This window comes from Mycobacterium sp. 23, assembly GCF_048287075.1.
Classification (GTDB): domain Bacteria; phylum Actinomycetota; class Actinomycetes; order Mycobacteriales; family Mycobacteriaceae; genus Mycobacterium; species Mycobacterium gordonae_B.
Window position 1 is genome coordinate 652,204 of the sequence record NZ_JBLVUX010000005.1, and the last position, 25,436, is coordinate 677,639.

Sequence of the window (25,436 nt, forward strand, 5' to 3'; positions counted from 1 at the left end):
AGTCGAAGGGTGCTCAGATGAAGGGAACTGGCCGATAGTGCTGCCTGGGCGACTGGGTGCTAAAACTCCGGCCGTCGGCGAAATCAGGAGCCATAATCCGATCGAGCGGTGTAACGTCTGCCCTGACTTGGCGGCCGAGTTTTGACAGCGGCCGGGCTCGTACGGAGGTGCGTATGTACGCCGAGTTGTCTGACCCGGCGCCCTCCCACACGTCTGTCCATCCCGCGGCCTCGGATTACATCAACGGCATGGAGCGTCTGCTGCGGGCGGTTCAGGAACTGTCGTTGGCTCGTAGCCTGGCCGATATTCAGCGAATCGTCCGCACGTCAGCCAGGGAGCTCACCGGATGTGACGGCGCCACCTTTGTGCTGCGCGACCAAGACAAGTGTTATTACGCCGACGAAGAGGCCATCGCCCCGCTGTGGAAGGGCAACCGGTTCCCCATCGAGGCCTGCATCAGCGGCTGGGCCATGCTCAACCGGGAAGCCGCGGTGATTCCCGATATCTACGTCGATCCGCGTATTCCGCAGGGCATCTACCGGCCGACCTTCGTCAAGAGCCTGGTCATGGTTCCCATCCGCCGGCTGGACCCGATCGGGGCCATCGGCAACTACTGGGCCCAACAGCACCACCCCTCCGACCGGGAAGTACGCCTACTGCAGGCACTCGCCGACTCGACCTCGATCGCGATGGAGAACGTTCAGGTCTCGGCCGAATTGGAGCAACGGGTACGCGACCGAACCGCCGAACTGGAAAAGGCGAACGAGGAGATCCGCCGGCTCTCGGTCACCGATGAGCTCACCGGCCTGAACAACCGACGCGGTTTCTACCTGCTTGCCGAGCAGGCGGTGCGTGCCGCACGCCGTCACCGCCGCAATTGCGTGCTTGCCTTTCTCGACCTGGACGGCCTCAAGCGCGTCAACGACGAGCAGGGCCACGACGTCGGCGACATGCTGATCTGCGATGTGGCGCAGGTGTTGCGCGCCACGCTGCGCGAGTCGGACATCATCGCGCGTATCGGTGGCGACGAATTCCTGGTCCTGACCACCGAAAAGGAGGGAGACCCGGGCCGGCTGAAGGAACGGCTGGTCGAGGCGTTTCGCAATTTCAACCAGACCGGGGACCGGCCCTACCAACTCTCGGCCAGCATCGGCCTGGTGCAGGCGCCGGCCGCTGACACCGCCTCGGTCGACGAACTGCTGGCCCGCGCTGACGAATTGATGTACGCCGAAAAGAAGGCCGGCATCAACGCGCGCCTGATGGGGATGATCGGACCCGATGCCACGTCTGCCTTGCTGCCGGAGTTGACCAGCGGGAATTGGTGACCGGCCGCCGGGCCGAAAGCGCGTATTTGCGTTTGCCCGGTTGCGACAGTCAGTACGATCGATCGATGGTGAAAATGTTGTTCGCGGCGCTGGTGGCGGTCGGTTCTTTTGCCCTCGCACCCGCGCCGGCCGCGCACGCTGACGTGTGCGGTGATGTCGGGGGCCGACACGTTTCAGTCGGTGGCTGCACCGACCCGGCGGCGAGGGTGGCGACCGCCAGCGACGTCGAGGCCGCCAGCCAGGCCGCCAACGGCCAGCCTCCGTGCTACACCGCCGAGGGTGTGCCCTATTACACGCCCAACGGCGACCCCTGCTAGCCGGCGCCGCAAGCACGGCGTGCGGTAGCGGACGAGCCCCGAGCTGAGCGGGCTGGTCGGATCGCCGCTGGGAGCGGCAGAGGGTCAACGGCTCGGGCTCGTCCAGCGAATCGTCGAGGACCCGCTGCAGGACGCGATCCAGCTCGCTGCGACCATTGCCGCCCGCCGTCGGGAAGACCGGCCTTGAGCAGCTAACCCGCGAAGCGGGTGTTCTTCTTGTTGAAGAAGTCCGCCCACGACATGACCTCGGGGTGCTGCTTGAGCAGTGCCCTGCGCCGGCGCTCGGTCAGACCGCCCCAGACGCCGTATTCCACCTTGTTGTCGAGTGCGTCGGCGCCGCATTCCCGCTTCACCGGGCAGTTCCGGCAGATAGTCGCAGCCTTGCGTTGGGCCGCCCCACGCACGAAGAGGTCGTCGGGATCTGTGTTGCGGCACAACGCGTCCGTGACCCACGTGCGATCCTCGGGGTTCACTGCGCGCGGATTGGTGTCGGCAGCCGCCAAACCTAACTGCCGCGGGGTCGATCGCGTTTCTGACAACACTTTGTTCCCTTCCTACTCGCCGCAATGTGGCCAAGCTGGCCTGGATGAACAATCTTGATTTCCCAGTGTTTCCGGGACTGCCGGATGCGTTGACAGCAAACTACGGCCGACTGGCGGCGCGCACATCGTGACCGGCTGCCAATGATGCGAAGCCGCGTTGTGCGGACGCCACAAAGCGGTGCCGCAACCTCCGACCGCCCGCCTCTTGATCACGTTCTGATCTATCGCGATCGGCGCGCGAAGCGTTAACACGAACTGAAGACATCTGAGACGTGCCGATTCCGTCGGGCCAATCGGGATGAGTTTTGACCGACCGGTCGCGTGGTACGGCGATTAAGTGCGGTCTTAGTGAGGGGTCGGGCGCGCCGCACGACGGAAATTGTTCGAACGAAGGAGCCCGTCGTGAGGTTCACAAAGACAACTCTGAAGACAGCCATCGGAGCCGCCGCAATTGCCGGGAGCGTATTCGCCGCCGGAACTGCCCGATGGTGAAAGACTTCAGTGCCCGTGGTCCGAACGGACAGACATACAAGCTGATCGACAAGGCGCAGGTCCCCACGGGCTGAACCCGGCGCCAATTCCGCAAGGCAGCGAATCGACGGGCATGCTCTACTTCGATGTCACCGAAGCGGCTCCGAACGGTGTGGTCTACAACGACGGATTACGGGACATTCTGATCTGGACGTCAAACGTTCCTGGCACTTTTGCGCCCGGCGACATGCCGAATTCGAGTCCGGCGCCAGGTGCAACACCCGCCCCGGCAAACTGAACACCCACGCATGTTGACGACGGTCGAAAACTAGGCCACGGGCGACGGTGAAAAGTAGGCCACGTGGTTGGTGGTTATTGTGCCGTGTTGTCGGCTCTGGCGGAGGGCAAGGTGTCGATTCCGGTGTCCTTGAGTCGGTAGCTGGAGCCTTTGAGGGTCAGGACGTCGGCGTGGTGGACGATGCGGTCGATCATCGCCGCAGCGACGACTTGGTCTCCGAACACGTCTCCCCAGCGGGCGAAGGGCAGGTTCGAGGTCAGAATCAGCGAGGCGTGTTCGTAGCGGCTGGAGACCAGTTGAAAGAACAGGTTGGCGGCGTCTTGTTCGAAGGGGATGTAGCCGACCTCGTCGACGACGAGCAGACCGATGCGGCGCAGCTTGACCAACTCGGCTGGCAGCCGCCCCGCGTTGTGGGCGGCCTTAAGGCGAGCGACCCAGTCCACGGCGGTGGCGAACGCGATGCGATGTCCGGCCTGGGCGGCTTTGATGGCCAATCCGATGGCGAGGTGGGTCTTACCAGTGCCGGGTGGGCCGAGCAGCACCACGTTGCGGGACTTGGTCAGGAACGCACCCGTGCCTAGGTGGGCGAGCATGTCCCGGTTCAAGGCCGGTTGGTGATCGAAGTTGAAGTCCTCCAACGATTTGCGTGTCGGAAATCCTGCCGAGCGGATGCGGGTCGCCGCACCGGAGGCCTCGCGGGCGGCGACCTCCCGGGATAGCACCGCCGCCAGATACTCCTCGTGAGTCCAGTTGGCGTCGCGGGCTTGCTCAGCCAGTCGGGCAGCGGATTCACGGATACGCGGCGCCTTGAGGGCCTGGGCGTAATGCAGGACGGATTTGATCGGATCCTCGGCCATGATCACGCCACCTCGCCATCGGAACTGACTGTGGTGCTGGCGAAGTCGACACCGAACGCGCGGTCGTAATCGGCCAGATCACGCACCAGGTGATCACCGCCCACCGCTGGTGGGCCAGTTTGGAACTGTCGACGCAACACTGCGGCAGTCGCGACGTGGGTGGGATCGGTCAGCGTTTGTCGTGCTGCCCAGCAGCGGTCATGAGCCGCCAGTACGCGCCCGGCTCGGGTCACCACCACCTGGGTCAGGGTGGTGGTCACATCGACGAGTTGGCCGATCGCATGCGGGTCTACGGAGTAGTCGTTGCCGGCCACCCGCACGTAGTAGTCGCGCCCCAACCGCACCGAGGTCACCGTCTCGGTGACCGGCGCCACCGGTGGCAACGTCAGCATCTGGGCTCGATCGGCGTCGAGGAAGTCGACCGGACGACCATCGAGGACCCGCACCCGACGGGCGTTGGCGGTCGGAAGCCATTGGCCCAGTTGACTGTTGAAGTCCGCCGGCGAAGTGAAGCTGCGCCCCGGCAGAAACGAGGTCTCCAGATAGCGGTTGGCTCGCTCCACGATCCCCTTGGATTCGGGATCATAGGGTTTGAGTTGCACCAGCCGCGCACCCAGCGTGCCCATCAACGCGGTGACCGGATCGGTCAATCGGCCGCGGCGCCCGATCCCAGCCTCGTTGTCCCACCACAACTCGTGCGGCACCGCTGCGAAGCTGCCCGACAATAGCTGCCACATCCCGGCCACCAGATCCATGGTCGAACGCGAGGGCAGCATCACCGCGGCGATGAACCGGGAAAACGCCGCGACCATCACCAGCACCGGCAGCATCGCCTCTTGACCGAACCCGACCGCGATCCTAGGTGCCGGGAACCACAGATCACACTGAATCCCTCGCCCCGGTGGATGGTCAAGGCGATCAACCGGATCGGCAGGCAGATACTCCGGGCGGATCGCTCGGACCCGCTCTCGAAACCACGAGATCGAACCCGTCCACCCGACCCGCTCGGCGAGCACCGTCGCCGGCATCTGCGGGTAGGCCGACAACAACGCCCGCATCCGCGGCTCCACCTCGCTGATCCCCGACGGCGTCGAGGCCCGCTCGTACTTCGGTGGACCATCGCTGGCCAGCGCCCCGGCCACCGTGTCACGCGCGATGCCGAGCTGGCGTGCAATAGCCCGCTGCGACAAACCCTCGCTGCGGTGAAGATGCCGGATCAACGCCCAGTCTTCCAAGGAGATCACCCATCCAATCTGATTGGGTGGCCTACTTTTCAACCGTCGCGAGTGGCCGGACTTTCAACCGTCGCCAACAACGCACACCTCCCTGAGTCACGCCGCCTCGTGCCTCAGGGAGGTTTTTCCTTTATGACTCGATATCAGCGGCACGTGCGCTATTTCAGGGGACTACCGCAATTGCGGCCCGCAATGATTTCATCGCTTTGACCACGGTGCTGTTTGGCCCGCCGCTCGTTTGCGCGGCGCAAATCGGGAGGGCTGAAGGGATGTGATCAGCAACTTGGTTCTGGCCACCCGAACCGGCCGGGTTCGCTGCCTCGCGGTCGATGTACCCGGTTGCGGCACCAAGCAAGGCCGCGATACTTCCAGCCTCGACGTCGACGACATCGCTGATGAACTCGTCCGGGAGATCGTTGCCGCCGGAATGGAATGTTGTGCTGGTGGGACATTCGCAGGCAGGCATGCTGCTGCCGCGCATCGTCGAGGGCCCACAGTAGGAACGCGTCGCCGAGAACCCGCTGCGAACGTCCCGCCTCAGACGCTGATTAGAGGAGTGGTTTCAGGGGTTCTCGGTTGTCACGGGGTTGGGGGTCACCGGATTCGTTACCGCGGGAAGATGCCCCGGCCAGCCCGGCAGCTCCGTATTTGGTTCCGAAATCGGCGATACCTCCAGCGGAACGCACTTTTTCGGGGTGAGCCCGTTTTTCCACGCACCGGGCGGATTCGGCGCAGCGGACAGCGAACCGTCCGGGCAGCGGAATGAGCATGAGCCCTCGAGCGCACCCAGCGGTGTGATGACCTGAGCAGTGAGGAAGAAAATATTGACGCCACCCACGCCCTGCACAGCGCCGCCGCCGTACTCGCAGTGCCAGCGACTGCCGTTTTCCTCGGTCGGGAAGTCACACCAGTAGTGATAGGCGCCCATCTCCATGCCAGACCCGCCGACCCCGGGATAGTCGCACAAACCGGGCCCGGGTACGTTTCCACCGATATCCGCCTGTGCCACAGGGACACTCACACATAGCCACGCAGTTGCCGCAATGCCGAAAATGGCGAATTTCTTCACTCATCCACCTCTTCAAACGAGAACCGCCGCGTGATGGACAACTGCGTTTTCGAGCCAATTGACCATGACGCCCTTAGTCATGCGCCCCCAGTGTCTCGCCTGGAAACTCACCACGTTGCCATTACGGGCAATAATCCCTGATCGAGTAAAGGGTCCGCCCACGATATTGGCCAAACTGATTACGCCACAGCGTCATCGCGCCGTACCGCCGGTGAGATCGTCAAGTGAGTGGCCGCTGTCGCCGCGAACCTGCGACGATGTACGGGTAGCTCCCGTTACGGAAAGAAAGAATCTCCATGCCCGCCGAACCATCGCAGCCACCAGCCGCGGCACCCAAACGGCCGCGCGTACACGTCACTCCGGAGGATTTGGAGAGATTCGGTGATGAAGAGCAGGTACGCGCGGCGTGGGACGAGAGTCGGCTCCGCGACGAACAGCCGCCCCATCACCGCTAGCGGTTCGTCGCACCAGGGTGCGTGACTTTCCGCCAGGGGGCCGGCATTACTCGAGGGTGCGCTGATAGCGGCGCATGCCGGCGATCCAGCGCTCATAGTCGGCGCCCTTCTGCCGATACATGGTCAGCACCTCAGGGTGCGGGAGCACCAGAAACTTCCGCTCGACGATCGCCTGGACCACGAGTGCCGCAACGGCCTCCGGGGCAGCCACCGCACCGGCACTGGTGACGGCGGCGCCGGCCATCCGCATCTCCGCGTCCGGGGATTCCGACATGCCGCGCAGCATTGGAGTGTCCACACCCATCGGGCACACGCAGCTCACCCCGATTCCCTGGTCGCCGTATCTGATGGCCAGCCACTCGGCGAACCCGACGGCGGCGTGCTTGGTCACGCTGTAGGGGGCGGCGCCGAGCTGGGTCAAGAGCCCGGCTGCCGACGCAACAGCCACAAAATGTCCGCTGCCACGGTCAAGCCATTGCGGCACAACGGCTTTGGCGGCACGGATATGAGCACGCAGGTTGATGTCGATGATCCGGTCCCAGGCTGCTTCATCGTCGCCGAGGCCGAGTTGGCCGCTGATACCGGCGTTGGCGACGTAGATGTCCACCGGACCGTAGGTTTGGCGGGCGATGTCGAGCAGCGTTGCGATTCCGTCCGTGCTCGCGGCGTCTGCCGCCGACGCGACGCCACCGATCATCGCGGCGGTCTCGGCGGCCGAATCCGCGTCGATGTCGCCGGCCACTACCGAGGCACCGGCCGAGGCCAGTGCCGCCGCAATGGCCCGGCCGATGCCCGAGCCCGCTCCGGTGACCACCGCCACCGATCCATCGATCTTCACGCGCCCATGTCTACCGCATCGATTGGTGGCAGGCGGATCACAACCCGCTGAAGCAGTCCTGGCCGTCCTGTGGTGATGCCGGGATGCTCGCGTTGGTGGTCGAGAACGTAGCTTCCAGCCCGGCGTCGGTGACTTTGACGGTGTCGGCGTGGATGCCCATCGGATAATTCTGCGTCGCCTTAGACGTGAGGCTGTCCAGGTTGCTCTGCACCGTGTCCGTCGACATCTTCGAGCCCAGCGCGGTCAGGTTGACCACCTGCAAAGACAGCCCGTTGTTGACGATATGGGGCTTGACGGTGACGCTGTCGAGCATCCCCTTCAATTCGATGGTTCCATCGCCGGGATTGGTGGTGACCTTGCTGGTCACAAAGCTGCCCAGGACCGGAATGGCGTCCTGGACCGATTGCTTGATGCCGTCGGAGGACCACGTGATGGTGCCGTTCAGCGAGCCGATGGTCCCCTTGGAGTTGCCGGAGTCGCTCAGCCGGAGGTCCTTGATGTCGATGCTGACCTTCATGCCCTTCGCGCTGCGCACTTGATTGCCGCCAGTCTGCACCGAGATGCTCGGGTAGGAGTCGCTGGCGTACTGCCACAGCATCGGCGGCATGGCGGCAAAGGAGACGGTGGCACTGTCCTCGACCTCGCACGCCACCGCGCTTGCCACTTTGTTCCCCGCCAGGTGACGGATCAGCAACTCCGCCCCGATCACAAGTGCCACGACAACCCCCAGCACGATGCCCAGCACCAGGGCCTTTGGCCGCCGACGGCGGGGTTTTGCGGCCGGCGCGTCCTTCGTCGGCGGCGGCGGCGGCGGCGGCGTAGGCAGCCGAGTCGTGGCCTGATCTCCCCAAACGGGCTGATCCGCCGCCGGGGAGGGCGGGCTTGCCGGCGCATAGGGGCGGGCGGCGGGCGGCTGTTGGCGGCCCGGCGGTGGCGGCCGGTTCGGGGGAGGTGGAGGCGGATTGGGCCGTCCGCCCTGCGGGATCCGTTGGGTCGGTGATCCCGACGGAGGCGGCGGGGGTGGCGGAGGTGGCGGCCTCCGGCCGGGGCCGGGCTCGGTGGGGCGGTTCCATTCCGGCGGGTTCCCGCGGGACGGCCCTTGCGGAGTTGTCACCGAACCAATGCTGCCCTATCAAGCTGACCGTGTCTGCGGCGTACTTGGAGATGGGTCAGCCTTTGGTGGACACCGAGACGTAATCGACGAGCATCGGTTGCCCCGAAAGCGTTGCGGCGGTTGGGCCGCCGCCGAATGCCGCCGGGAAGCCACCGCCCATGGCCACGTTCAAGATGACGAAGAACCCGTGATGGGTGGCGTTGTTCCAGTCCGCCGCGGGGACCTGGTTGGCGTTGACGGTGAAATAGTTGTTGCCGTCCAGGTACCAGCGCAACTGTTCGACGCTGGTGCTGCGGTCCAGTTCGATGGCGTAGGTGTGGAAGCTGGTCTGCGCGCCCGTCACCGGGCGTTCGCCGGAACCGATTCCGTTGAACTCGTTGAACGGCCCGCCGGGAGCGGTGCCGCCGTGTACGGTGCCGAACACCGAACTGCGGCCGTTGATGCTCTCCATGATGTCCAGCTCGCCGATGCTCGGCCAGTTGCTGGCGCCAACTGGCCGTGCCGCGTCTCCGAGCGCCCAGAAGGCAGGCCAGTAGCCCTTGCCGTTGGTGGTGTCGACGTTGGGCTGCTGAATCGATGCCTCGATGCGGAGCACGCCGCCCGTCGGCGCCGCGAAGTCGGTGCGCTGCGTCTCGATTCGGCCCGAGGTCCAGTTCCCGGCGGTGTCTCGGATCGGCTTGATGGCCAGGTGGCCGTTGCCGTCGAGGTAGACGTTGTTGGTGCTGTTGGTCATCGACTCGATTTCGCCGGTGCCCCAGTTGTTGGCTCCGCCGGGATAGCCGTGGCCCAGGTCGTAGAGCCAGTTCGCGCCGTTGACCGGGGAGCCTGCGGCGCCGGTGAAGTCGTCGCGCCAAATGGTGGTGAAGCCGCCGCCGCCACCTCCTCCACTGCCTCCGCTTCCGGTCGCGCCGGTAGCGCCGTTGGCGCCCGTCTGACCGGCAGTGCCGAACAATCCGGCCGGCCCGCCCGCGCCGCCGAGGCCACCCGCGCCGCCGGGCCCGCCGGCACCCACGATGCCGGCGGGATTCGTCGGGCCGCCGGTTCCACCGGTGCCCCCGGCACCGCCGACACCTCCGGCGCCCCCATTGCCCCACAACAGCCCGCCGTGCCCGCCCACCCCGCCGGAGCCACCCGTGCCGCCGACACCGCCGATCTGACCCGGCGCCCCCGTCTTGCCGGTCACCCCGCCTCCCCCGGCGCCCCCGACTCCCCCGGTACCGAATAGTCCGGCCGCTCCACCGGCGCCACCGGGCTGCCCCGGCGCCCCGGATCCGCCGTCACCGCCGTTACCCCACAACAGCCCGCCCGGGCCGCCGGCTTCGCCGGTCCCCGCGGCGCCGTTGGTGCCATTGCCGATCAGCGGACGACCCAGCAACGCGTTGCTGGGGGCATTGATCACGTCCAGAGCGGTTTGCGCCAGCGAGGCGTTCGTTGCTTCCGCGGCCGCATATGCGCCCGCCCCCGCGCTGATCGCCTGCACAAACTGCTGGTGGAACCGCGCGGCCTGCGTACTGATCGCCTGGTAGGCCTGCCCATGCTCGCCGAACAACGCCGCAACCGCCGCCGACACTTCATCCTCGGCGGCCGCCAGCAACTGCGTCGTCGACGCCCGCGCCGTCGCATTGGCCGCGCCGATCACCGACCCCAACCTGACCAGATCCCCTGCCGCTATCCCCACCCGCTGCGGTCCCACCACTACATGCGCCATCAGACAGCTCCCTTATTTCGTGCGCTACGGGTTTCGGAACACGTCAATTTCTGAGGTCGAACGACAATTGAGTCGGTGGCCGCGAATTGCCGAGGATGACTACCGAACTCTGGCTGTTCACGTCGTCGTAGGGAAAGCCGTAGGCGAGGTGGTTGATGCTGTTGGCGTGGAAGAACTGCGCGAAGTTGTTCCAGCGCCCACCCGTCGGGTAGTAGGCGGCAACGTTGGCCCATTGGCTCGGCGAGGTCGCCACACCGCGGTTGAACGCCGCATCAAGTTCGGCAAGGAAAGCTCCCTGTTGGCCACTGCCGACAAACGGGCCATTGGCCGCGAAGGTTTGCGCCGTGGTGGGCTTCGCCATCGAGTACGTCGTGGTGTTGCCCGCACTGGTGGTCACGCTGTACACGAAATGATTGCTGGCATCGACGCTGCCATGCACGGTGTAACCGGCGCCCTGGTAGTTGAATTGGTTGGTCTGGTAGGTCGTCCAGAAGTCGTTGATCGATGGATCGAGCCAGGTGGACAGCGCTCCAGGCTGCATGGTCCGCGGGGCGACGATGCGCAGCGGATTGCCGGTGGCATCGTGCAGAACCAATCCCTGGAATTCGGCTGGGACCGAGGTCGCGAATTGTTGGAAGACCTGATCCCGCGACAGAGTCATGCCGGCGGTGGCCGAAAAACCGGTGGAGTTCTGGGTCACGTTGAAGGAGAACGGGAATCCGAACTGGTCTACCTGAGTTGTGTTGCCGCCGAACGGAACTGATCCGTTCTTGAAGGTCATCTCGTACCAGTCGTAGACCGTGGAGTAGTTGGGATCGGCAGGATTTGTCGGGTTGGGGCCCGCCCAGCCCGAGTTGTCGGGGCTGATGCCGATGTAGAGCGGCTGCTTCATCGACAGAAAGATGCGGCCGCCCTGAAACTCGGACGGCATTAAGGCGAGGTTGTTCGCCTGAGCGAGCGTGAATGACATGTTGGCGTAATTCACGCCGTTCTTCGTGAGGTGACCGGGGGCATTGGCGGCGTTGTGGTCGATTGCGTGCGCGACGCCGTTCTGGTCGATCCACGACCAGTGGCCGGGCGACGTCTGGCCGATTTCGGTCACGTAGATCTGGTCGGCGCTCAAACCGGTGTTGTTGACGAAGTATTCGGCGAAACCGCCGGGCACGACGATGCCTCCGCCGCCACCCCCGCCGGTGCCGGTCGCGCCGGTGGCGCCCAGGTTGCCGTCGAGACCGGCGGGGCCGGCATTGCCGAACAGTCCGGCTGCACCACCCGCGCCCCCGAGGCCACCGGTGCCGCCCGGACCACCGCCACCGACCACACCCGCGGCATTGGCCGGACCCCCCGATCCACCCGTGCCGCCAACTCCACCGTTTCCGCCAGCACCTCCGTTGCCCCACAGCAGCCCGCCATGGCCGCCAACCCCGCCCGCCCCGCCAGGGCCGCCGATACCGCCGCGCTGCCCGGCGGCCCCGGTCAGGCCGGTCACGCCGGCGCCGCCGGCCCCGCCAGTTCCGCCGTTACCGAACAACCCCGCCGGCCCACCGGCGCCGCCGGTTTTTCCGGGTGCACCGGATCCGCCGGCACCGCCGTTACCCCACAGCAGGCCGCCCGGCCCGCCGTCCTGGCCGGTCCCCGCTGCCCCGTTGGCGCCGTCACCGATCAACGGCCGGCCCAACAACGCGTTAGTGGGTGCGTTGATCACGTCCAAAGCGGTTTTCACCAGGGAGGCGTTCGTCGCCTCCGCGGCTGTGTAAGCGCCAGCCGCCGCGCTTATTGCCTGAACAAACTGTTGGTGGAACTTCGCGGCCTGGGCACTGATTGCCTGATAGGCCAGCCCGTGCGCGCCCCACAACGACGCGATCGCCGCCGATACCTCGTCCTCGGCTGCCGCCAGCAGCTGCGTCGTCGACGCCCGCGCCGTCGCATTGGCCGCGCTGATCACCGTCTCCAACCTGACCAAATCCGCTGCCGCAACCCCCACCTGCTGCGGTCCCACGTGTACAAACGCCATCAGATAGCTCCCTGATCGCACGACCGATCACCGATACCGCAGGCTGCCGGCCGTCCTCACGACTCTGTGATCCCGGCCACAACGGCTGCCGCCCAGGCACCGTAACATACTTTTCAGTATGGTCACGGAACCATCACGGATTGGTCACGGGAGTGTCATGAGAAGGCTCGACCCGGACTGGGCGCACCCCCGTGCTCGCCCGTCGGAATGGGTAGAAATCCCCCTCGACCGCGGCCGCTGGCGAAATGAAATATCGGGTTGACTTGGTTCGCCCCGTGGTCGGGTGCGAGTCGATTCGCTCTGATCAGTGGAGGACGGCGGAAATGTCATTTCTTCTCGCGGCGCCGGAGGCGATGTCGGCGACAGCCACGACTCTGGCCGGCATCGGCTCTTCGTTGACGGCGGCCAATACGGCGGCCGCAGCCGCCACCACGGAGGTGTTGCCTGCCGGCTTTGACGAGGTGTCGGCGGCCGTCGCAGCGTTATTCGGTACTCGCGCGCAGACCTATCAAGCGGTCAGGACGCAGGCCGAGGCTTTTCATACCCAGTTCTTCCAGGCCCTCAACGCCGGCGCGGGCGCCTACGGAGCCGCGGAGTCGACCAACGTCGGGCAATTGTTGCTGGATGTCATCAATGCGCCGACCCAGGCGTTGCTCGGGCGCCCGCTGATCGGCGACGGCGCCACTGGCGCCCCCGGCAGCGGCGCAAACGGCGGCGACGGCGGGCTGCTGTGGGGCAACGGCGGCAGCGGCGGGTCGGGCGCGCCAGGCCAGGCCGGTGGCAAGGGCGGCAGCGCGGGATTAATCGGCAACGGCGGGTTCGGCGGGGCGGGCGGGGCCGGCGCGCTCGGCGGCGGGGGCGGTTCCGGTGGATGGCTGAGCGGCAATGGCGGCGCGGGGGGCCACGGCGGCGCCGCCACGGCGGGCATCAACGGCGGCCTGCCGGGGCGCGGCGGTGATGGCGGCAGCGCGATGCTTTTCGGCGCCGGCGGCACCGGCGGTCAGGGCGGAACCGGTCTGGCCGGCGCCGATGGCGTTAACCCGGTGGTCAGCGGCACAGCCGCTACGGGCAGTTCGGGCGGCAGCACCTTCAACCCGAGTACCGGCGATGCCTTCGGCTTTACCGGTGGCGACGGCGCGGACGGTGGTCTCGGTGCCACGGGCGGCACCGGCGGCGCGGGTGCCACGGAGTACGCCCCGTTGAGCGGTACCGCACACGGCGGAAACGGAGGCACCGGTGGCTCCGGCGGCAACGGGGGCGCCGGCGGTGCGGGCGGCGGTGCCGTTGCACAAGGCAGCGGTCTGGCCTTCGGAGGCAACGGCGGTAACGGGACTAACGCATCGGCCCCCGGTGGCGCGGGCGGCGACGGGGGAAGCGGCGGCGGGGCCCTGGCCGACAACGTTGGGTCGCAAGGCTTTTCGGGGTTCGGCGGTAATGGCGGCGGCGGCGCCACAGGAATTGCCGGCGGCGCCGGTGGCGTAGGAGGCGCAGGCGGCAACGGTGGTCATGGCGGGCTACTGGCGGGCACCGGCGGAGCCGGCGGCATCGGCGGCACCGGCGGCGCTGGCGGAATTGGAGCCGATGGTGGCGCAGGTGGCGCCGGCGGCAAGTCAAACTTGGCCGGCGGGGCGACAGGAGCGCTCGTTGCTCAAGGCGGTCAGGGTGGCCACGGGGGCGCCGGCGGCTCCGGAGGCCAGGGCGGCGCCGGCGGTGCCGGCGGACCGGGTGGCAACGGTGGCGCCGGTGGGCTGCTGTTCGGGCACGGCGGCACCGGGGGCAACGCCGGCATCGGCGGACACGGCGGCCTGGGCGGCGACGGCGGCCTGGGCGGTCGCGGCGGCAATGGCGGTGACGCCGCCTCCTTCGCCCCGAGCACGTTCACCCAAGGCGGTGACGCCGGCGATGGTGGCACCGGTGGAGCCGGCGGCAACGGCGGCAACGGCGGCGGCAGCGGCACCGGGGGCCTTGGCGGTGCCGGTGGCTGGTTCGGCCAGGCCGGCATCGCCGGCAGCGCCGGACCCGGCGGAACCGGAGGCGGCGGAGGCAGCGGGGTCAGCGGCGGAGGCGCCGGCACGGCCGGGACTGGGTCATCGCCGGGAGGGTCTGCTACTCCTGGTGATACGGGTGCTGACGGCTTGGCCGGACAGGACGGGTGAATCCGGTTGTGATCAGATCGGTACACCGGCGCCGCCGTGGCCGCCAGCACCGCAGTCAGCATTGTTACCGATAGGAGGGTGCTGCCGGAGCCACATGGCCCGCAGTGCCACCAGCGCCCGGCCACAGCAGCGCCATTGGCCGTACCTGAAGGATTACGTCTGTTAGTACAGGTAGACGCGGGCATCGTCCCCGCCCGTGCAGGTGATCCACGACTCACCTGCGACACTAGAGCAGGTCATTAAGAACGCGTCGCCGTTGCACGCAACCGAACTCAATCTGCTGCGAACACTAGGGCAGTCGACACTTCCACGGACGCTGATCGTGCGGGTACCGTGATCAGCGCTCCCGTAACCCCAATACTCCATCAGCACGTTGTACGCCAACGTACAAGACGTCTTTGTCGATCCTCGCCCGGCGTGAGTGGCCCAACCGGACTGGTTTGAAAAATGGTATCCGTCCGGGCAGCTCGCGTTGTTGGAATCGGGTGCGGTCACTAGCGGCGGCAGAGCCGACCCGGTCGGGGATTTCCAGGCGTTGCCCGAGGTCGGTGCCGAAGAAGTGCCGGACGCAGACGTCGAAATCTCCGACGTGGTTTGGCGGGTGGTTGCACCGGTAGACGATGTATCAGACTGGCTGAATCCGCCAATTAGCAATGCACCTACGACAAACAGGGCGACAACTACGCCAGCCAATGCGATCCAACCGGCGCGCCCCGACGCAGCTGTTGCGACGGGCGGCGGCGCGGATGCTGGTACTGGCGCGGGCACCGGCGATCGGCGAGGCGTCGTCGGAGGTGGGGGCACGGTTGCTGCCTGAGTGATTTTCGCGGCTGGCGTCGCAGCTTTTTTCTGGGCTGCTTCGGTTTTCTGGCGATGCTGAGCTTCTTCGAGGGCTTGCCCCAGCAAATAGATCCACGTTGCAGGCAGCGGACGTTTCTGCGGTTCGGGTCTCAACGAGTCAGTGATCAAGCTGCGCATCAGGTTCGGGACGTTTGAGGGAATACTCCCCCCGTTTTGACGTCTTGGTCCCCTGCGAGCAGTCGCAGCGCAAGCAGGCCGAGTTTGTAACTGTCGGAGTAGACGGTCGCGAGTTCTTCGCCCGGCGGCACCTCCCAGCCGGGGGTTTCGACCTGCGGGAGCGCCGACACGTTGCCGATGCGCATTCCATCGCAGTCAATGAAGTAGACTGCCGCGCGCGGCTCCGTAGCAAACAGCAGATTTTTCGGGGAGATGTCGCCGACGCACACCCCGTGTGAGTGCAGGAACGCCAATGTCGACGCGATCTCTAGCAGTAGCGCGTAACGCCTCACCTCATCGATCGCGATGCCGCGAGCGTGCAGAACCGTTTCGGGATTGAGCAGGTGCTGGAACTCGGCTGCGTTACTGGACACTCCCTTTAATGTCGTGAGCGATATGAAGAATCGTTCGGGAATCTCAGGCATGACGAACCCCGTTGACTGGCCTTGGTCTTCGACGATCGCGCACGGCCACGCAGCTACGGAAATCAGGCGTTCGCCGTCGGCGTACGACAACGAATTCTCCACAAGTTCCGGCATCGAAGACAGGGCGTCGAAGTCGATGTCGCCGCGCACCGCTGCCTTGTATTCCTTGTAGACCAGCGCGTTGGCGAACTTGGTTTTGACCTTCGGCGCCCGGTACACCACGCCCTGGCCGCCCTGGCCGATTTTAGTTAAGGGGCCCAAGTTGCCGCGGCTGATCGGTTCTCGCGTCATTTCTCACCTACTCCGGCGAACCTTGATAACTCGACCAGGTACGGAATGGCCGCGGCCACACGGCGACCAGGGTCCGGTCGTCGTCAAACATCTCGCGGCTGAAGTCCACCGCGTGGGCGAACTCGATCAGAGACGGCGGTGACGAGGTCGACAGCACCTCCCGAAACAGGTTTCCGACTCCACCCTGGCCGTTTCCCAGCGGATCGCCGATACCGTCCGTTGCGATCAGCAGCACATCACCGGGACCCACATCGGCCACCACCGGTACCAAGCCTTTTGGTACCCGAGGAAGACCCGTAACCGCAGACGATGCGATCCCGCCGTCGGACGACGTCTTTCCACCGAGAAGTTGCGTGAATGCCCCCGAGGTCATCAACCACGCACCCGAATCGCCGATACCGACCAGATGAGCGCGCAGTGCTCCTGGTGCCAATGGTTCGATAACTCCGCACACCAGTGTGGTGGCCAACTCGATCTCCGCGCGCACCGGGTCTGGTTCAGCCAAGCGGAAGAGCTGCTGGGTGTACTCGGCAAGGGACCACGCAACATTCTTCATCATGCCCAGCCAGTCGGTCTGACCGATCTCAGGATCGAGGTTGTCCCTCAACCACATGATGGCTTGCTTGACGGCCGCGCTGGCGCCCAGGTGGGACTGCGGGGCCGCCGACACGCCGTCGGCCACCGCGACCAGCAGACGCCCCCCAGATATGTGGTGCACGGCGAAGTCGTCCTGGCGGGGAGCGCCGTTGTACCTGTGCAGGTGCCCGCGCTGTGAAACGCCGCGGACCGTCAACGCCTTGGTGGACCAACCGTCGGCGACCAGATCCGGACGAAACGGGTAATCGCGGTGATCGTCGCCGATCGGTGCCGGCTCGGCCGCATGTGACGGTGGCCCAACAGTGATCTGCGGAATATGCAGCGGCCCAACGACATCAGCCACGGTGTGGGGCCCCCGGGCCGGTGATGCACTATCTTGCCACTCGACAGAATCCCGACTGCCTCGCTGAGCCCGACGCCGCGGGGGCGGGGACAGCGACGGTCCAGGCTCGTGTCTGGTGGCAGACTGGCCGCCCGACACCCAGGCCTCCCGGCTAGGCACGTCCGTGGCAGCAGGGGCGCCACGGTGTCGACCTCGTTTGAAAGACGGCATCGATTCGTGCTAGACGAGGTCGACTGCCAGCGTGAATCCCTCTGGCTTATCGAACTGCAGTTCAGCATTGCCGTTAGCCACCGCCTGGCCCGAACTGATGACCGACTGCGTCAACGAAGTGAGAAACTCTGACAACGCCGCTCCGGTGTCGACGCCGCGCGCGGACTTAAACGCATACCGCTCGTTGGTCGCCAGCTCGGCCACTACCTGCGCGTCGGCGTCGCCGATGCCGAATGTCAAGATGTTCGGCCTCGTCGGCTGAGCCAGCAGGTGCGCCCGAGCGGGGCGCCAATTGTCATTGGCGCTCGGCAGGCCGTCAGTCAAAAAGAACACCGCAGGACGTAATACCGAGAATCCCTGATGCTTCAAGTGCGGGATGTCGACCGAGATTCGATAGCCCAATTGGTCGAAAGCCGCAGCATAGGACGTCAAACCCTGGGCTGTCAGGGTCGGCAACCACTGCGTCGAGCGCAAGTCGGCGGCCTCAAGATGTGTGAAGGCCGTGTCGGAAAATCCGATCACCGAAAACCTGACTCGTGCGGCGGCAAAAGGCTGCTTCTGCAGCTCATCTTGCAATGTGATGAGACCGTCGTTTAGTTCGCCGATGTTGCGTGCCATCGAGCCCGACTCGTCGGCAACAAAGTAGACCAGCAGAATCGATCCTTTGGGTTCCAAACCGTCTCGCCCCCTTGTTGCTTGTTGACCGAGCGCGCGATCCGCGCGCGTAGACTTAGCTGGCGGCTCGCTGTCAGCTGCTGCAACTTTTCGTCAGGCTAGCACCAGCGGCGTACACGCTGGGGCCGAATGGCTCAACATCAGACCGGCCCGTACTCACCCTAATCAACGTGGCCGTTATTGGATTGGCAAACACTCGACACCACGGTCGCGCTTGATTCGCCGATCTGCCGGCAAAGCTGGCCGGTTTGACGGCTACTTCACAAAGTGGCGTGACAGGGTCAGGTGCCGACCTTGCCCATGCCCTAACTGTTTGACCGACCCCCGCGATATTCTCCTTGAAGCGGGAGGCGGAATCGGATTGGGAGGGCAATGCCATGGCGACACCTGATTCCCCCGGCTGGCACGACGACCCCGACGAACCAAATGCGTTGCGCTACTTCGACGGACAAAGTTGGACACCGCAACGCAAGCGTAAACCTGCACCCTCACCTCGCCGCGCGCAAACCGACCCGTATGCTTCGCCGGCTAGCTGGAACCCCGTGCCACCAACAATTTCGTATCCGGCGGCCCCCAGCAGCCTTCCCTGGAGCCCGCCTCCTAACGCCCCCGCCGACCCGTATGCAGCTGGCGCCAGTCACGCACAACCAGATCCCTACGCAGCCTTTCCGGACCGCCGAGTTGCCGGTCCCTATGGCCCTCCCGCGGACCCCGTTCCGCAGCAGCTGGTGTCGCGGTTGACCGCCAGGATGAACTCCGGCGCTGAGCGATTTGTGGGCTTCCTCGCGGCAGGCATCGGCCTCGCCTTGATCATCGTGTCTTTCTTGACCTGGGGTCGAATTACCGCGACAGGTGAGGTCGAGACCGGCGTCTTTGGTTCGGTGAGCATCTCGTTCCCCGGCCTCGGCGACCCCAGTTTCAGAATAAAGATGTCCGATGGAGGCACATCGTTGAACGGCGACGTCGACTCCCCCGCTCTGCGAGCACTGCATACGGACAACCCTGGATGGATCACGCTGCTGTTGGGCGTCATTGCCATAATCGGCGCGACGACATTCCTGTGGCTCCATCAACGGGTGATCACCGGCGTCGTACTGGCGGGTCTTGGCGGCATCGCAGGAATCGTGTGCATCAGCTACATGCTCGATCTCAGCGGCACCTTCGGCGATCCGCCGGGCTTGTCCGCCAGTCACTTCGCACCTGGATTCGGTTTGGTGGCAGGCTGCGGGTTGTCATTCGGCCTATCGGCACTGGGCATCTTTGCCTGCCTGAGTTACCGACGCGCACAGGCCCCGCGACCGGGGTACTGACTCCGCGGCGAACAATGACCCAGTTATCTCCCCCGTCGTGAAGCAGCTGCTGGGTCAGCTCCCGCAGACCCCCTTCGGGAGAGCGCTAATGTGTTCGGCGAGCCACCGGGTGACTTCGTCGATGTCGCCGACGCCATCAGCGAAAGCTCCTGATGATGGTTCGAGTGCCACCGCAACCGCGGTCATTCCGCCCGCACTCGCGATGACGCCGATCTGACGGACAAGGTAGTTGCCCGCCGGTGAGGGCCCCCAACCGCCTTTGAAGCGCGTGTCAGCGATGCGGCCCAACCCCCAGCTTTGGCCGTCGATGATCTGTCCCATGAGATCGAAGACCGGTTTGTTGCGCTGATCGCACACGGCGGACGAGAGGAATTTGACCTGTTCGGACACGTCCCACATGGTCTGACCGAATGCGGTGAACGGAGGACGCACCCGTTCAGACTCCACCACCGTGCGATCACCCGCTTCGCGCAGGACATCTTCGACTTTCCTGGCGGCGACGGCGGGATCGCCGAGACTCGCCCACAGTGCTTCTGCGGCATCGTTATCGGACTCTGTGATTGCAGCGGTGATATTCGGTGTGACGGTTGCCGTTCCTGCGTGTCGCAGCGCCGCGATTGCTAATGGAACTTTGATCGTCGACCATGCCGGCCCAGCCGGCGCGCTGCCCAGAATCACTGGAATCTGATGCGTGCCAACGGCATTGAGGACCACTCCGACTGTGCCACTCACCCGCTGGCGCAACCGCGCAAAATCGGCCTTGAGACTCTCCGTCGCAACACTGGGCGGTCGTTGCGGCATCGCTGGAGCCTGCGGCCCGACGGACTCCCCCGTCGTCGGCCTCGTCGAGGCTTCCGTGGGCAGTACCCGAAGTCCGCCCCCCAAGTCTGTCCGCGCAGCCGCGACACTAATAGCGACCACCACCCCGATGGTGAGGGTCAGACAACCAGCTTGGCGAATCAGCGACCCGTGCCGAGAGCCAGTCCGGCGATGCCGTCCGCCGCCTGTCGGCGTGCTCGAGTCTTCGGCCATCACAACAGGCGCTTCAGCGTTAAGGCGCTATCACTGTTCACCGCGCTCGCCCTATCGGCCGGCACATCGCGCACGGCATGACGCGACACTAACCGCTCCAGCAAGTGCCAACACGATGTGACGGTGCCAGCAAATGGATTCATCTGAATGCAGAAACTGCGTGGTACGACCAGAATTGAGGAGCTGTTACGCCCCCCCGCTCCTTTTAGCGCGGATACGCTACCTGCAGCTGCCACATCCCAGCCGGCCACGGCGAGTTTCGCCAATCGCTCTCAGTGGGGCCTTTTGAACGGCAGGTTGCCGTACTGCGGACAATAGTGGGTGACGGACACGGCAACGAATTTAGCCGCGTTACCCGAACTGAAGCCCAGCTGAGAGACGAAAGCATCCGCGAGGTCATCGGGATTGCTTCCGGAAGCAAGGCCCTTGCAGACCTGGCGCGCGTTATTGATGAGATCAGCGGCAGGCCCCGTAACGCCGAAGTTGTGCGCCTGCTGAATGAAAGCGTCATCGTTGCCGTCGGCATGAGCGATACCTACCGACAACAACAGCAGGAAAACAGCCGCTGCCAAAGCTGCCATCTGCTTCCTCATGCTCTGCTCCTCCTACCTAAACCGACCGTTTCATTGCCGCGCCTCCGCGTACCGCGGGCGGGCCCGCTGCGTTCTGCCCTCCGATAACATTCCCGACTGTATGTTGTTGCCCACGAGGTCGAGTCGTTAAGCGTCTTCATCGATCGGATTTCCGGCGCGCGACCGGGTCTGATACCAGTGACCAATTTGCACTCACGACCATCGGCCAAGAACACCCCACCCATGATGTCGATCTGCCACAGCTGCATCGGCGCGTCGCGCTGCCAGCGCCGGTACTTGCGTTTGTGGTTCTGCTGCTGGGAGGACACCAACCCGTGGCGCACCAAGATCCGGTACACACTCGATCGCGAGGGCGGCGACGCTACTTCCCGCAGGGCCAACTCGTGGGCGATGCGTTGCGCTCCCTAGCGCAGGTAGGTTCGCATTTCGCCGACCATCGCGACCATCGCCGGCGCCAACTCATTCGGCGACGTCAACGGCCGCCGCGATCGATCGGCCAAGCCCGGCAAGCTGAAGGCCTCGTAGCGGATGACCCACGAATGCACCGACTGGCGAGAAGCGCCACTCTCCCGTGCGACCTCCGCTTTGGGACCCCGTCGAGCACCTGAAGATCCGCCCGATACCTGTACTCAGTCACCCAATCGGCCGGACCCCTAACCGTCTCATCGCTCAAGATCAGCATCAAACCAGACCGTCAATCATTTGCTGAACCCGTCAAGGATGTCCAGAACTCCTGTCGTCCAACATGTCCTGAGCCTTTACATTGACACCTGCCATCCGGATCCATCCGCAATATCAACCGTGTCGAGTCGAGCGCAATTCTCTCTGCCAATGATTACCTCCTCGTGCGGGATGACTCGGTGATGTCGGCTGCCCTATCGATGAATGGCGCCGACTAGGTCGCGAGCGCAATCCATGCACCAGCCACCTATCGCTGTCTAGAACCAGTTCAGGATTCTCTGAATCAGGTTGAGCGAGTTATTGTTTCCACTGTCCGCTTCGTGTCGAGTTGCGGCCCCTGCGACCTGACCACCGTCGTCATAGTCATCGGGAATCCGTACTCGGTAGTAACCCAGTCCGTAGTCGAAGTAGAGCTCGCCCTTGTCGAACTCCTCAGGTGTGCATCTCAGCAACGCCACAATCCTGCTGACCATCGCGTCATACACCTCGATGGGGTAGTCCAGGCCAACGCGGAACACGAGTCGATGGGCACCGAGTTCCTTGGCCTCCCTCTTCGTCTTGGAGAGAACGTCCGGCCACGGGCGCTGCTCGCCGCACCCATGCCGGACAACGAATGTCGCGTGCTCTCCCTTCCACGGGCTGATGGCGACGGCGTCTTCACCCTGGCCGCCGGGCAGGGCCAGTCGAAGCACAACATAGCCGTTGTCCCTGCCGCTCGAATTGAACGCACCGCGGTGCATCATCGACGTCCTGGATGGAAAACGCTGCGCAACTTTGTCAAGACCTCCAAGCGGCGCTGGTCGACTTCTCTGTCGAGATACGTTCCCGACCTGCGCAGTTCGTCGACGAATGAGCTCAGCAACTCCCCCGGCGGCAAGACTTCGAACGGAAGGTCCCCCAGCAGCGGTTGATCATGTGGCTGAGACATCTCGGGTAGATCGGCGAGACAGTCAAACTCTCCGTCTTGCAGGGCCGACAGTTCTGCCCGTCCCCTTCGGCGCAGTGCGGCGGGGTCGTCGACGCCGATGAGTTCGTTGACCAGCTCGATCAACCTGGTGAGGTTTGAGGCCGCTGCAGCGACACTGCTCGGAACGTTGCCGAGACGGACCGCATCTGGCGGCCTCAGTTGCTCCAGCGTCGGACTTAGAAGGTTGAAGCCATTGTCGGTTCCGAAAGACAGAACCGTCGCGGTATGCAGATAGTGCAGGCTGGTTCGACAACGGCGAAGTGCATCGTCGGGTGACCACCAGCTGTCGTCAGTGTCGACCCGGTCAAGCTCGGCGGTTAAGGCCCGTTCGGCAAGATATGGGCCGCCCGCGAGGAACGGCCCGTCCAGCGACGAGAGACGGGCTAACAGCGCCTTCTCATCACGCACCAGTGTCGCCATCGCCGCGAGTTCGCTCTCCGCGGAATCCTCGACCACGTGGCCGGGCCGCGTACAGACTTCGCGGTAGCGCCACGCCAGATAGCCACAACCAAGCTCGGCATCCTCCCCGAAGGTCGCGATGCGTACTGCGACATCTTCGGCATCGAGTGGCGTGCTCGCCAGTGCCATAAGAAGATCCGTCAATTCCCCCCGTCGAACCTCCCGATCGCCAGGCTCCTCGTCCTCGAATGTCTCGTCGATATCGTCGTCCTCCGCGACCAGGAGTTCCTCAACCCGTTGCAGGCACTTCTCGCGGCTACCCGTGAATTCCAGCCGTATGTACCAGTCGTAGAACACGCCGTCATCGGCGCGTCGTCTGCTCTCGCCCCAACCCCGAACACCAAGGCCGATCTCATTGACCGCATCGACAAGCTTCTCAATCGCAGTGCGCGAACATTTGACGGCAAGGTAGTGGCCCAGCCGATTCGTTTCCACATACCACGCCTCGATACCGAGGTGATCGACAACGGCCACGCTGCCCCGATCAACATTAGACGCGTAGGGGATCTGCGCATCTGCCGGCACGAATCGATTGCACTCGCCCTTGGCTACCGGTTCGTCCTCGAGTCGGACTACATTCCCCTCGTACAACGGGTAAACCACACCGTTGTAAACGACACCGGCTCGCCCGTTTGGCATCACCCTGACGGGCCGTGCGGACAAAGTGTCGACTATGCGGCCGTCGCAATGAACCGCCACCACATCAGATCTCTTCGAATCCATCGTGCCTCACGGCCCTAGGTCACCGGCGCAGGTATCGAACAGAGTCAATTGATCGCGCGAGAAACATCTTCAGCTACCCCCCACAACTCATCCGGATCAAGGCCGGCGACCGGAACCGCGCTCGCCGGACCACGTTCATCCTGGCCCAACAACGTTGCCAGAGCAGCGAACCCGGGGTGGCCGGTGACCGCAAAATTTCCCTTCCAACAGCCAGAGATCAAGAGCTCGCCGGCCCTGACGGCGAGTTTGAAAGGCGGGAAATGCCTGCCATACGGAAAGAAGAACACGGCACCGCCCGGTCGCTTCCCGAAGTACAAGCGCGCGTGTTTGCCGTCTGATGGCAATCGGCTGTTGATGTCGATCAGTTCTAGGAGCCTCATGAGAAATGCGTAGCCGACCGGATCCTCCACCGCCGCGATGAACTCTTCGCGGGCCCACCCACCGGCCGCCGCTGCAAAATCCGCCTGCGATCCGTCAGCCGGTTGGAGTGGCGGTGCCCCCATGTACGGGCGGCCGGTCAGCCATGAACGCAACTGGTCGAACTTGGCGGCCGTGTGCTCACCGATTGTGTCGAAGTCCTCGCTCGCACTGCGCTTCACGGCGTTCTCGATGTCGTCGTCCGCCGAGTAGCGGACTTCGATCGTGACGGCGCCCTTGGTGAACACGTCAGCTTCGTGCGTTGAATCGACCTGCCATCCGGAGTCATCCGCGATGTCGACGGTGTCGAGTCGAGCGCCCGTTTTCTCTGCCAATGGGTACTTCCTGTCTTCGTCGAGCCCGAATACGTCGGTTGTGTCCGGGCCGGGACTGGTCACCTCCCCGGAGGCGGTATACGACGTCCTCGTGTCATCCATCGTGATAGTGGGCTATGCGGCTAGTGCCGCGGACAGTGTGCCCTCCTGTCCTGTTGATGGGTACTCGTCGGCCCGGCATGAAGGAATCGTCAAGACCTGCGCGTCGTTTACCCGGCATCGAGACCGCCGACCGCTTGAACTGCTCGTTTGAAGCGTACGTGCCATTCCATGAGCCAATCCATCATCGCTGGCCATTGATCGCGATCCTCGACGCTGTGGAACGGTGACACGACGTACAGGCGAGTGTCATTCTTGCCAGGCATCTCGTCCCACACCACGCGCTCGCCCACTGCGCTTTCGAACTGGTCCTTCTTTGCCTGCAAGGCTTTAAAGCGGGCGAGGTTGACCGCCGGGTCGGGATGTCCGAATGCCAGCTCTAAACGCAAGGGCCCAGGCTTGAAAGCCGAGCAGTAAAAGGTCCGGGGCGTACCTTCGGGCAGGGTGGCATTCGGCGCGGTTCTCGACGTGCCTGCACGCGCCCTCCAGTCGGGGTGTTCGGTGGCCACGCGGTTACGAAACTGTCGCCAGAATTCCGAGTAGAGCTGGGATCGTTCGATAGCCGGACCAGGAGTGATGACCGCCGCGGCGTGCTCTCGATAGTCGTTCCGACCGGTCAGCCATGATCGCAGCTGGTCGACCTTCCCGGCCGTGTGCTCCCCAACAATGTCGAGGTCACCGCTCGCGCTGCGCTTGACAGCGCTTTCGACGTCATCGCTCCCGGAATAGCGGACTTCGATGGTGACGGCGCCCTTGGTGAAAACATCTAGTTCTCGCATTGAATTGACCTGCCACCCCGAGCCATCCGCGATGTCGACGGTGTCGAGTCGAGCGCCAGTTCCTTCTGCCAATGGTGCCTCCTA

At 64.7% G+C, this 25,436-nt stretch carries 23 protein-coding genes and 3 pseudogenes; 7 read left to right on the forward strand and 19 right to left on the reverse strand.

The genetic code is table 11. The features are described 5' to 3' along the window. Positions 1–173 precede the first annotated feature (173 nt). The gene (locus ACNQS7_RS04325) at positions 174–1,325 is read left to right on the forward strand and encodes a GGDEF domain-containing protein (RefSeq protein WP_418011578.1); all 1,152 of its coding nucleotides are present in this window, start codon (positions 174–176) and stop codon (positions 1,323–1,325) included. Positions 1,326–1,390: 65 nt separating this feature from the next. Continuing rightward, entirely contained in the window at positions 1,391–1,642 is a 252-nt protein-coding gene (locus tag ACNQS7_RS04330) for a hypothetical protein (protein WP_310786397.1), read from the forward strand. Positions 1,643–1,833: 191 nt separating this feature from the next. Here the strand turns inward: ACNQS7_RS04330 and ACNQS7_RS04335 are convergent, their stop codons facing one another. Further along, positions 1,834–2,145 (reverse strand): WhiB family transcriptional regulator, encoded by a 312-nt coding sequence (locus ACNQS7_RS04335; protein ID WP_418015877.1) that lies wholly within the window; start codon positions 2,143–2,145, stop codon positions 1,834–1,836. A 521-nt stretch (positions 2,146–2,666) separates the two neighbouring features. Between ACNQS7_RS04335 and ACNQS7_RS04340 the strand changes: the two are divergent. After that, positions 2,667–2,953 (forward strand): annotated as a pseudogene (locus ACNQS7_RS04340) (DUF1942 domain-containing protein); the annotation flags it as partial. Between the two features lie 74 nt (positions 2,954–3,027). On the opposite strand, the gene istB reads toward ACNQS7_RS04340, so the two are convergent. The 8 genes from istB to ACNQS7_RS04380 form a co-directional block, all read right to left on the reverse strand. After that, on the reverse strand, positions 3,028–3,810 hold the full coding sequence (gene istB, locus ACNQS7_RS04345) for an IS21-like element helper ATPase IstB (protein ID WP_411716700.1): 783 nt from the start codon (positions 3,808–3,810) through the stop codon (positions 3,028–3,030). 2 nt (positions 3,811–3,812) lie between these two features. Then, entirely contained in the window at positions 3,813–5,054 is a 1,242-nt protein-coding gene (gene istA, locus ACNQS7_RS04350) for an IS21 family transposase (protein ID WP_418011579.1), read from the reverse strand. A 154-nt stretch (positions 5,055–5,208) separates the two neighbouring features. Beyond that, positions 5,209–5,526 carry a hypothetical protein gene (locus ACNQS7_RS04355; protein ID WP_418011580.1) on the reverse strand — a complete coding sequence of 106 codons (318 nt, stop codon included), beginning with the start codon at positions 5,524–5,526 and terminating at the stop codon, positions 5,209–5,211. An 81-nt stretch (positions 5,527–5,607) separates the two neighbouring features. Next, positions 5,608–6,114 (reverse strand): hypothetical protein, encoded by a 507-nt coding sequence (locus ACNQS7_RS04360; protein ID WP_418011581.1) that lies wholly within the window; start codon positions 6,112–6,114, stop codon positions 5,608–5,610. Between the two features lie 501 nt (positions 6,115–6,615). Continuing rightward, a complete protein-coding gene (locus ACNQS7_RS04365; RefSeq protein ID WP_418011582.1) occupies positions 6,616–7,407 on the reverse strand; it encodes an SDR family oxidoreductase in 792 nt (263 codons plus the stop codon). Between the two features lie 37 nt (positions 7,408–7,444). Continuing rightward, entirely contained in the window at positions 7,445–8,125 is a 681-nt protein-coding gene (locus ACNQS7_RS04370) for a DUF2993 domain-containing protein (protein ID WP_418011583.1), read from the reverse strand. Between the two features lie 451 nt (positions 8,126–8,576). Further along, a complete protein-coding gene (locus ACNQS7_RS04375) occupies positions 8,577–10,229 on the reverse strand; it encodes a PE domain-containing protein (protein WP_418011584.1) in 1,653 nt (550 codons plus the stop codon). A 43-nt stretch (positions 10,230–10,272) separates the two neighbouring features. Next, a complete protein-coding gene (locus ACNQS7_RS04380) occupies positions 10,273–12,243 on the reverse strand; it encodes a glycoside hydrolase family 64 protein (protein WP_418011585.1) in 1,971 nt (656 codons plus the stop codon). Positions 12,244–12,566: 323 nt separating this feature from the next. Between ACNQS7_RS04380 and ACNQS7_RS04385 the strand changes: the two genes are divergently transcribed. Together ACNQS7_RS04385 and ACNQS7_RS04390 are read left to right on the forward strand one after the other, a co-directional pair. Continuing rightward, positions 12,567–14,399 (forward strand): PE family protein, encoded by a 1,833-nt coding sequence (locus tag ACNQS7_RS04385; RefSeq protein ID WP_418011586.1) that lies wholly within the window; start codon positions 12,567–12,569, stop codon positions 14,397–14,399. A gap of 692 nt (positions 14,400–15,091) precedes the next feature. After that, on the forward strand, positions 15,092–15,220 hold the full coding sequence (locus tag ACNQS7_RS04390; RefSeq protein WP_418011587.1) for a hypothetical protein: 129 nt from the start codon (positions 15,092–15,094) through the stop codon (positions 15,218–15,220). A 156-nt stretch (positions 15,221–15,376) separates the two neighbouring features. Here ACNQS7_RS04390 and ACNQS7_RS04395 read toward each other — a convergent pair whose 3' ends face one another. From ACNQS7_RS04395 to ACNQS7_RS04405, 3 genes are all read right to left on the reverse strand, one after another. Beyond that, on the reverse strand, positions 15,377–16,132 hold the full coding sequence (locus ACNQS7_RS04395; protein ID WP_418011588.1) for a hypothetical protein: 756 nt from the start codon (positions 16,130–16,132) through the stop codon (positions 15,377–15,379). Between the two features lie 7 nt (positions 16,133–16,139). Then, a complete protein-coding gene (locus ACNQS7_RS04400) occupies positions 16,140–17,072 on the reverse strand; it encodes a protein phosphatase 2C domain-containing protein (protein ID WP_418011589.1) in 933 nt (310 codons plus the stop codon). Between the two features lie 219 nt (positions 17,073–17,291). Beyond that, positions 17,292–17,957, reverse strand: coding sequence for a vWA domain-containing protein (locus tag ACNQS7_RS04405; protein WP_418011590.1), 666 nt, complete (start codon positions 17,955–17,957; stop codon positions 17,292–17,294). A gap of 377 nt (positions 17,958–18,334) precedes the next feature. Here ACNQS7_RS04405 and ACNQS7_RS04410 point away from each other — a divergent pair. Then, a pseudogene (locus tag ACNQS7_RS04410) lies at positions 18,335–18,439 on the forward strand (DUF2510 domain-containing protein); the annotation flags it as partial. 291 nt (positions 18,440–18,730) lie between these two features. Further along, positions 18,731–19,267 carry a hypothetical protein gene (locus tag ACNQS7_RS04415; RefSeq protein WP_418016259.1) on the forward strand — a complete coding sequence of 179 codons (537 nt, stop codon included), beginning with the start codon at positions 18,731–18,733 and terminating at the stop codon, positions 19,265–19,267. Positions 19,268–19,321: 54 nt separating this feature from the next. Here the strand turns inward: ACNQS7_RS04415 and ACNQS7_RS04420 are convergent, their stop codons facing one another. The 7 genes and pseudogenes from ACNQS7_RS04420 to ACNQS7_RS04450 form a co-directional block, all read right to left on the reverse strand. Beyond that, positions 19,322–20,068 (reverse strand): hypothetical protein, encoded by a 747-nt coding sequence (locus ACNQS7_RS04420; protein WP_418011591.1) that lies wholly within the window; start codon positions 20,066–20,068, stop codon positions 19,322–19,324. A 503-nt stretch (positions 20,069–20,571) separates the two neighbouring features. Next, positions 20,572–20,892: a DUF732 domain-containing protein gene (locus ACNQS7_RS04425; RefSeq protein ID WP_418011592.1), complete on the reverse strand. Its 321-nt coding sequence runs from the start codon at positions 20,890–20,892 to the stop codon at positions 20,572–20,574. A 170-nt stretch (positions 20,893–21,062) separates the two neighbouring features. Beyond that, positions 21,063–21,574, reverse strand: a pseudogene (locus tag ACNQS7_RS04430) (helix-turn-helix domain-containing protein); the annotation flags it as partial. 256 nt (positions 21,575–21,830) lie between these two features. Continuing rightward, positions 21,831–22,316 carry a hypothetical protein gene (locus ACNQS7_RS04435; protein ID WP_418011593.1) on the reverse strand — a complete coding sequence of 162 codons (486 nt, stop codon included), beginning with the start codon at positions 22,314–22,316 and terminating at the stop codon, positions 21,831–21,833. Next, complete coding sequence (locus ACNQS7_RS04440) at positions 22,313–23,524, reverse strand: hypothetical protein (RefSeq protein WP_418011594.1); 1,212 nt, start codon at positions 23,522–23,524, stop codon at positions 22,313–22,315. Before ACNQS7_RS04440 ends, ACNQS7_RS04435 begins: the two co-directional genes overlap by 4 nt. Positions 23,525–23,766: 242 nt before the next feature. Further along, the gene (locus tag ACNQS7_RS04445) at positions 23,767–24,576 is read right to left on the reverse strand and encodes a hypothetical protein (protein WP_418011595.1); all 810 of its coding nucleotides are present in this window, start codon (positions 24,574–24,576) and stop codon (positions 23,767–23,769) included. A gap of 107 nt (positions 24,577–24,683) precedes the next feature. After that, positions 24,684–25,424: a DUF4268 domain-containing protein gene (locus ACNQS7_RS04450; protein ID WP_418011596.1), complete on the reverse strand. Its 741-nt coding sequence runs from the start codon at positions 25,422–25,424 to the stop codon at positions 24,684–24,686. Positions 25,425–25,436: the final 12 nt, after the last annotated feature.

Coding starts and splice junctions, on each gene's coding strand:
- ACNQS7_RS04425 (WP_418011592.1), bottom strand. CDS start 20,892: ATGAGGAAGCAGATGGCAGCTTTGGCAGCGGCTGTTTTCCTGCTGTTG.
- ACNQS7_RS04385 (WP_418011586.1), top strand. CDS start 12,567: ATGTCATTTCTTCTCGCGGCGCCGGAGGCGATGTCGGCGACAGCCACG.
- ACNQS7_RS04445 (WP_418011595.1), bottom strand. CDS start 24,576: ATGGATGACACGAGGACGTCGTATACCGCCTCCGGGGAGGTGACCAGT.
- ACNQS7_RS04380 (WP_418011585.1), bottom strand. CDS start 12,243: ATGGCGTTTGTACACGTGGGACCGCAGCAGGTGGGGGTTGCGGCAGCG.
- ACNQS7_RS04375 (WP_418011584.1), bottom strand. CDS start 10,229: ATGGCGCATGTAGTGGTGGGACCGCAGCGGGTGGGGATAGCGGCAGGG.
- ACNQS7_RS04355 (WP_418011580.1), bottom strand. CDS start 5,526: ATGCGCGGCAGCAGCATGCCTGCCTGCGAATGTCCCACCAGCACAACA.
- ACNQS7_RS04435 (WP_418011593.1), bottom strand. CDS start 22,316: ATGATGCACCGCGGTGCGTTCAATTCGAGCGGCAGGGACAACGGCTAT.
- ACNQS7_RS04325 (WP_418011578.1), top strand. CDS start 174: ATGTACGCCGAGTTGTCTGACCCGGCGCCCTCCCACACGTCTGTCCAT.
- ACNQS7_RS04395 (WP_418011588.1), bottom strand. CDS start 16,132: ATGACGCGAGAACCGATCAGCCGCGGCAACTTGGGCCCCTTAACTAAA.
- istB (WP_411716700.1), bottom strand. CDS start 3,810: ATGGCCGAGGATCCGATCAAATCCGTCCTGCATTACGCCCAGGCCCTC.
- ACNQS7_RS04330 (WP_310786397.1), top strand. CDS start 1,391: ATGGTGAAAATGTTGTTCGCGGCGCTGGTGGCGGTCGGTTCTTTTGCC.
- ACNQS7_RS04420 (WP_418011591.1), bottom strand. CDS start 20,068: ATGCCGCAACGACCGCCCAGTGTTGCGACGGAGAGTCTCAAGGCCGAT.
- ACNQS7_RS04390 (WP_418011587.1), top strand. CDS start 15,092: ATGCGATCCAACCGGCGCGCCCCGACGCAGCTGTTGCGACGGGCGGCG.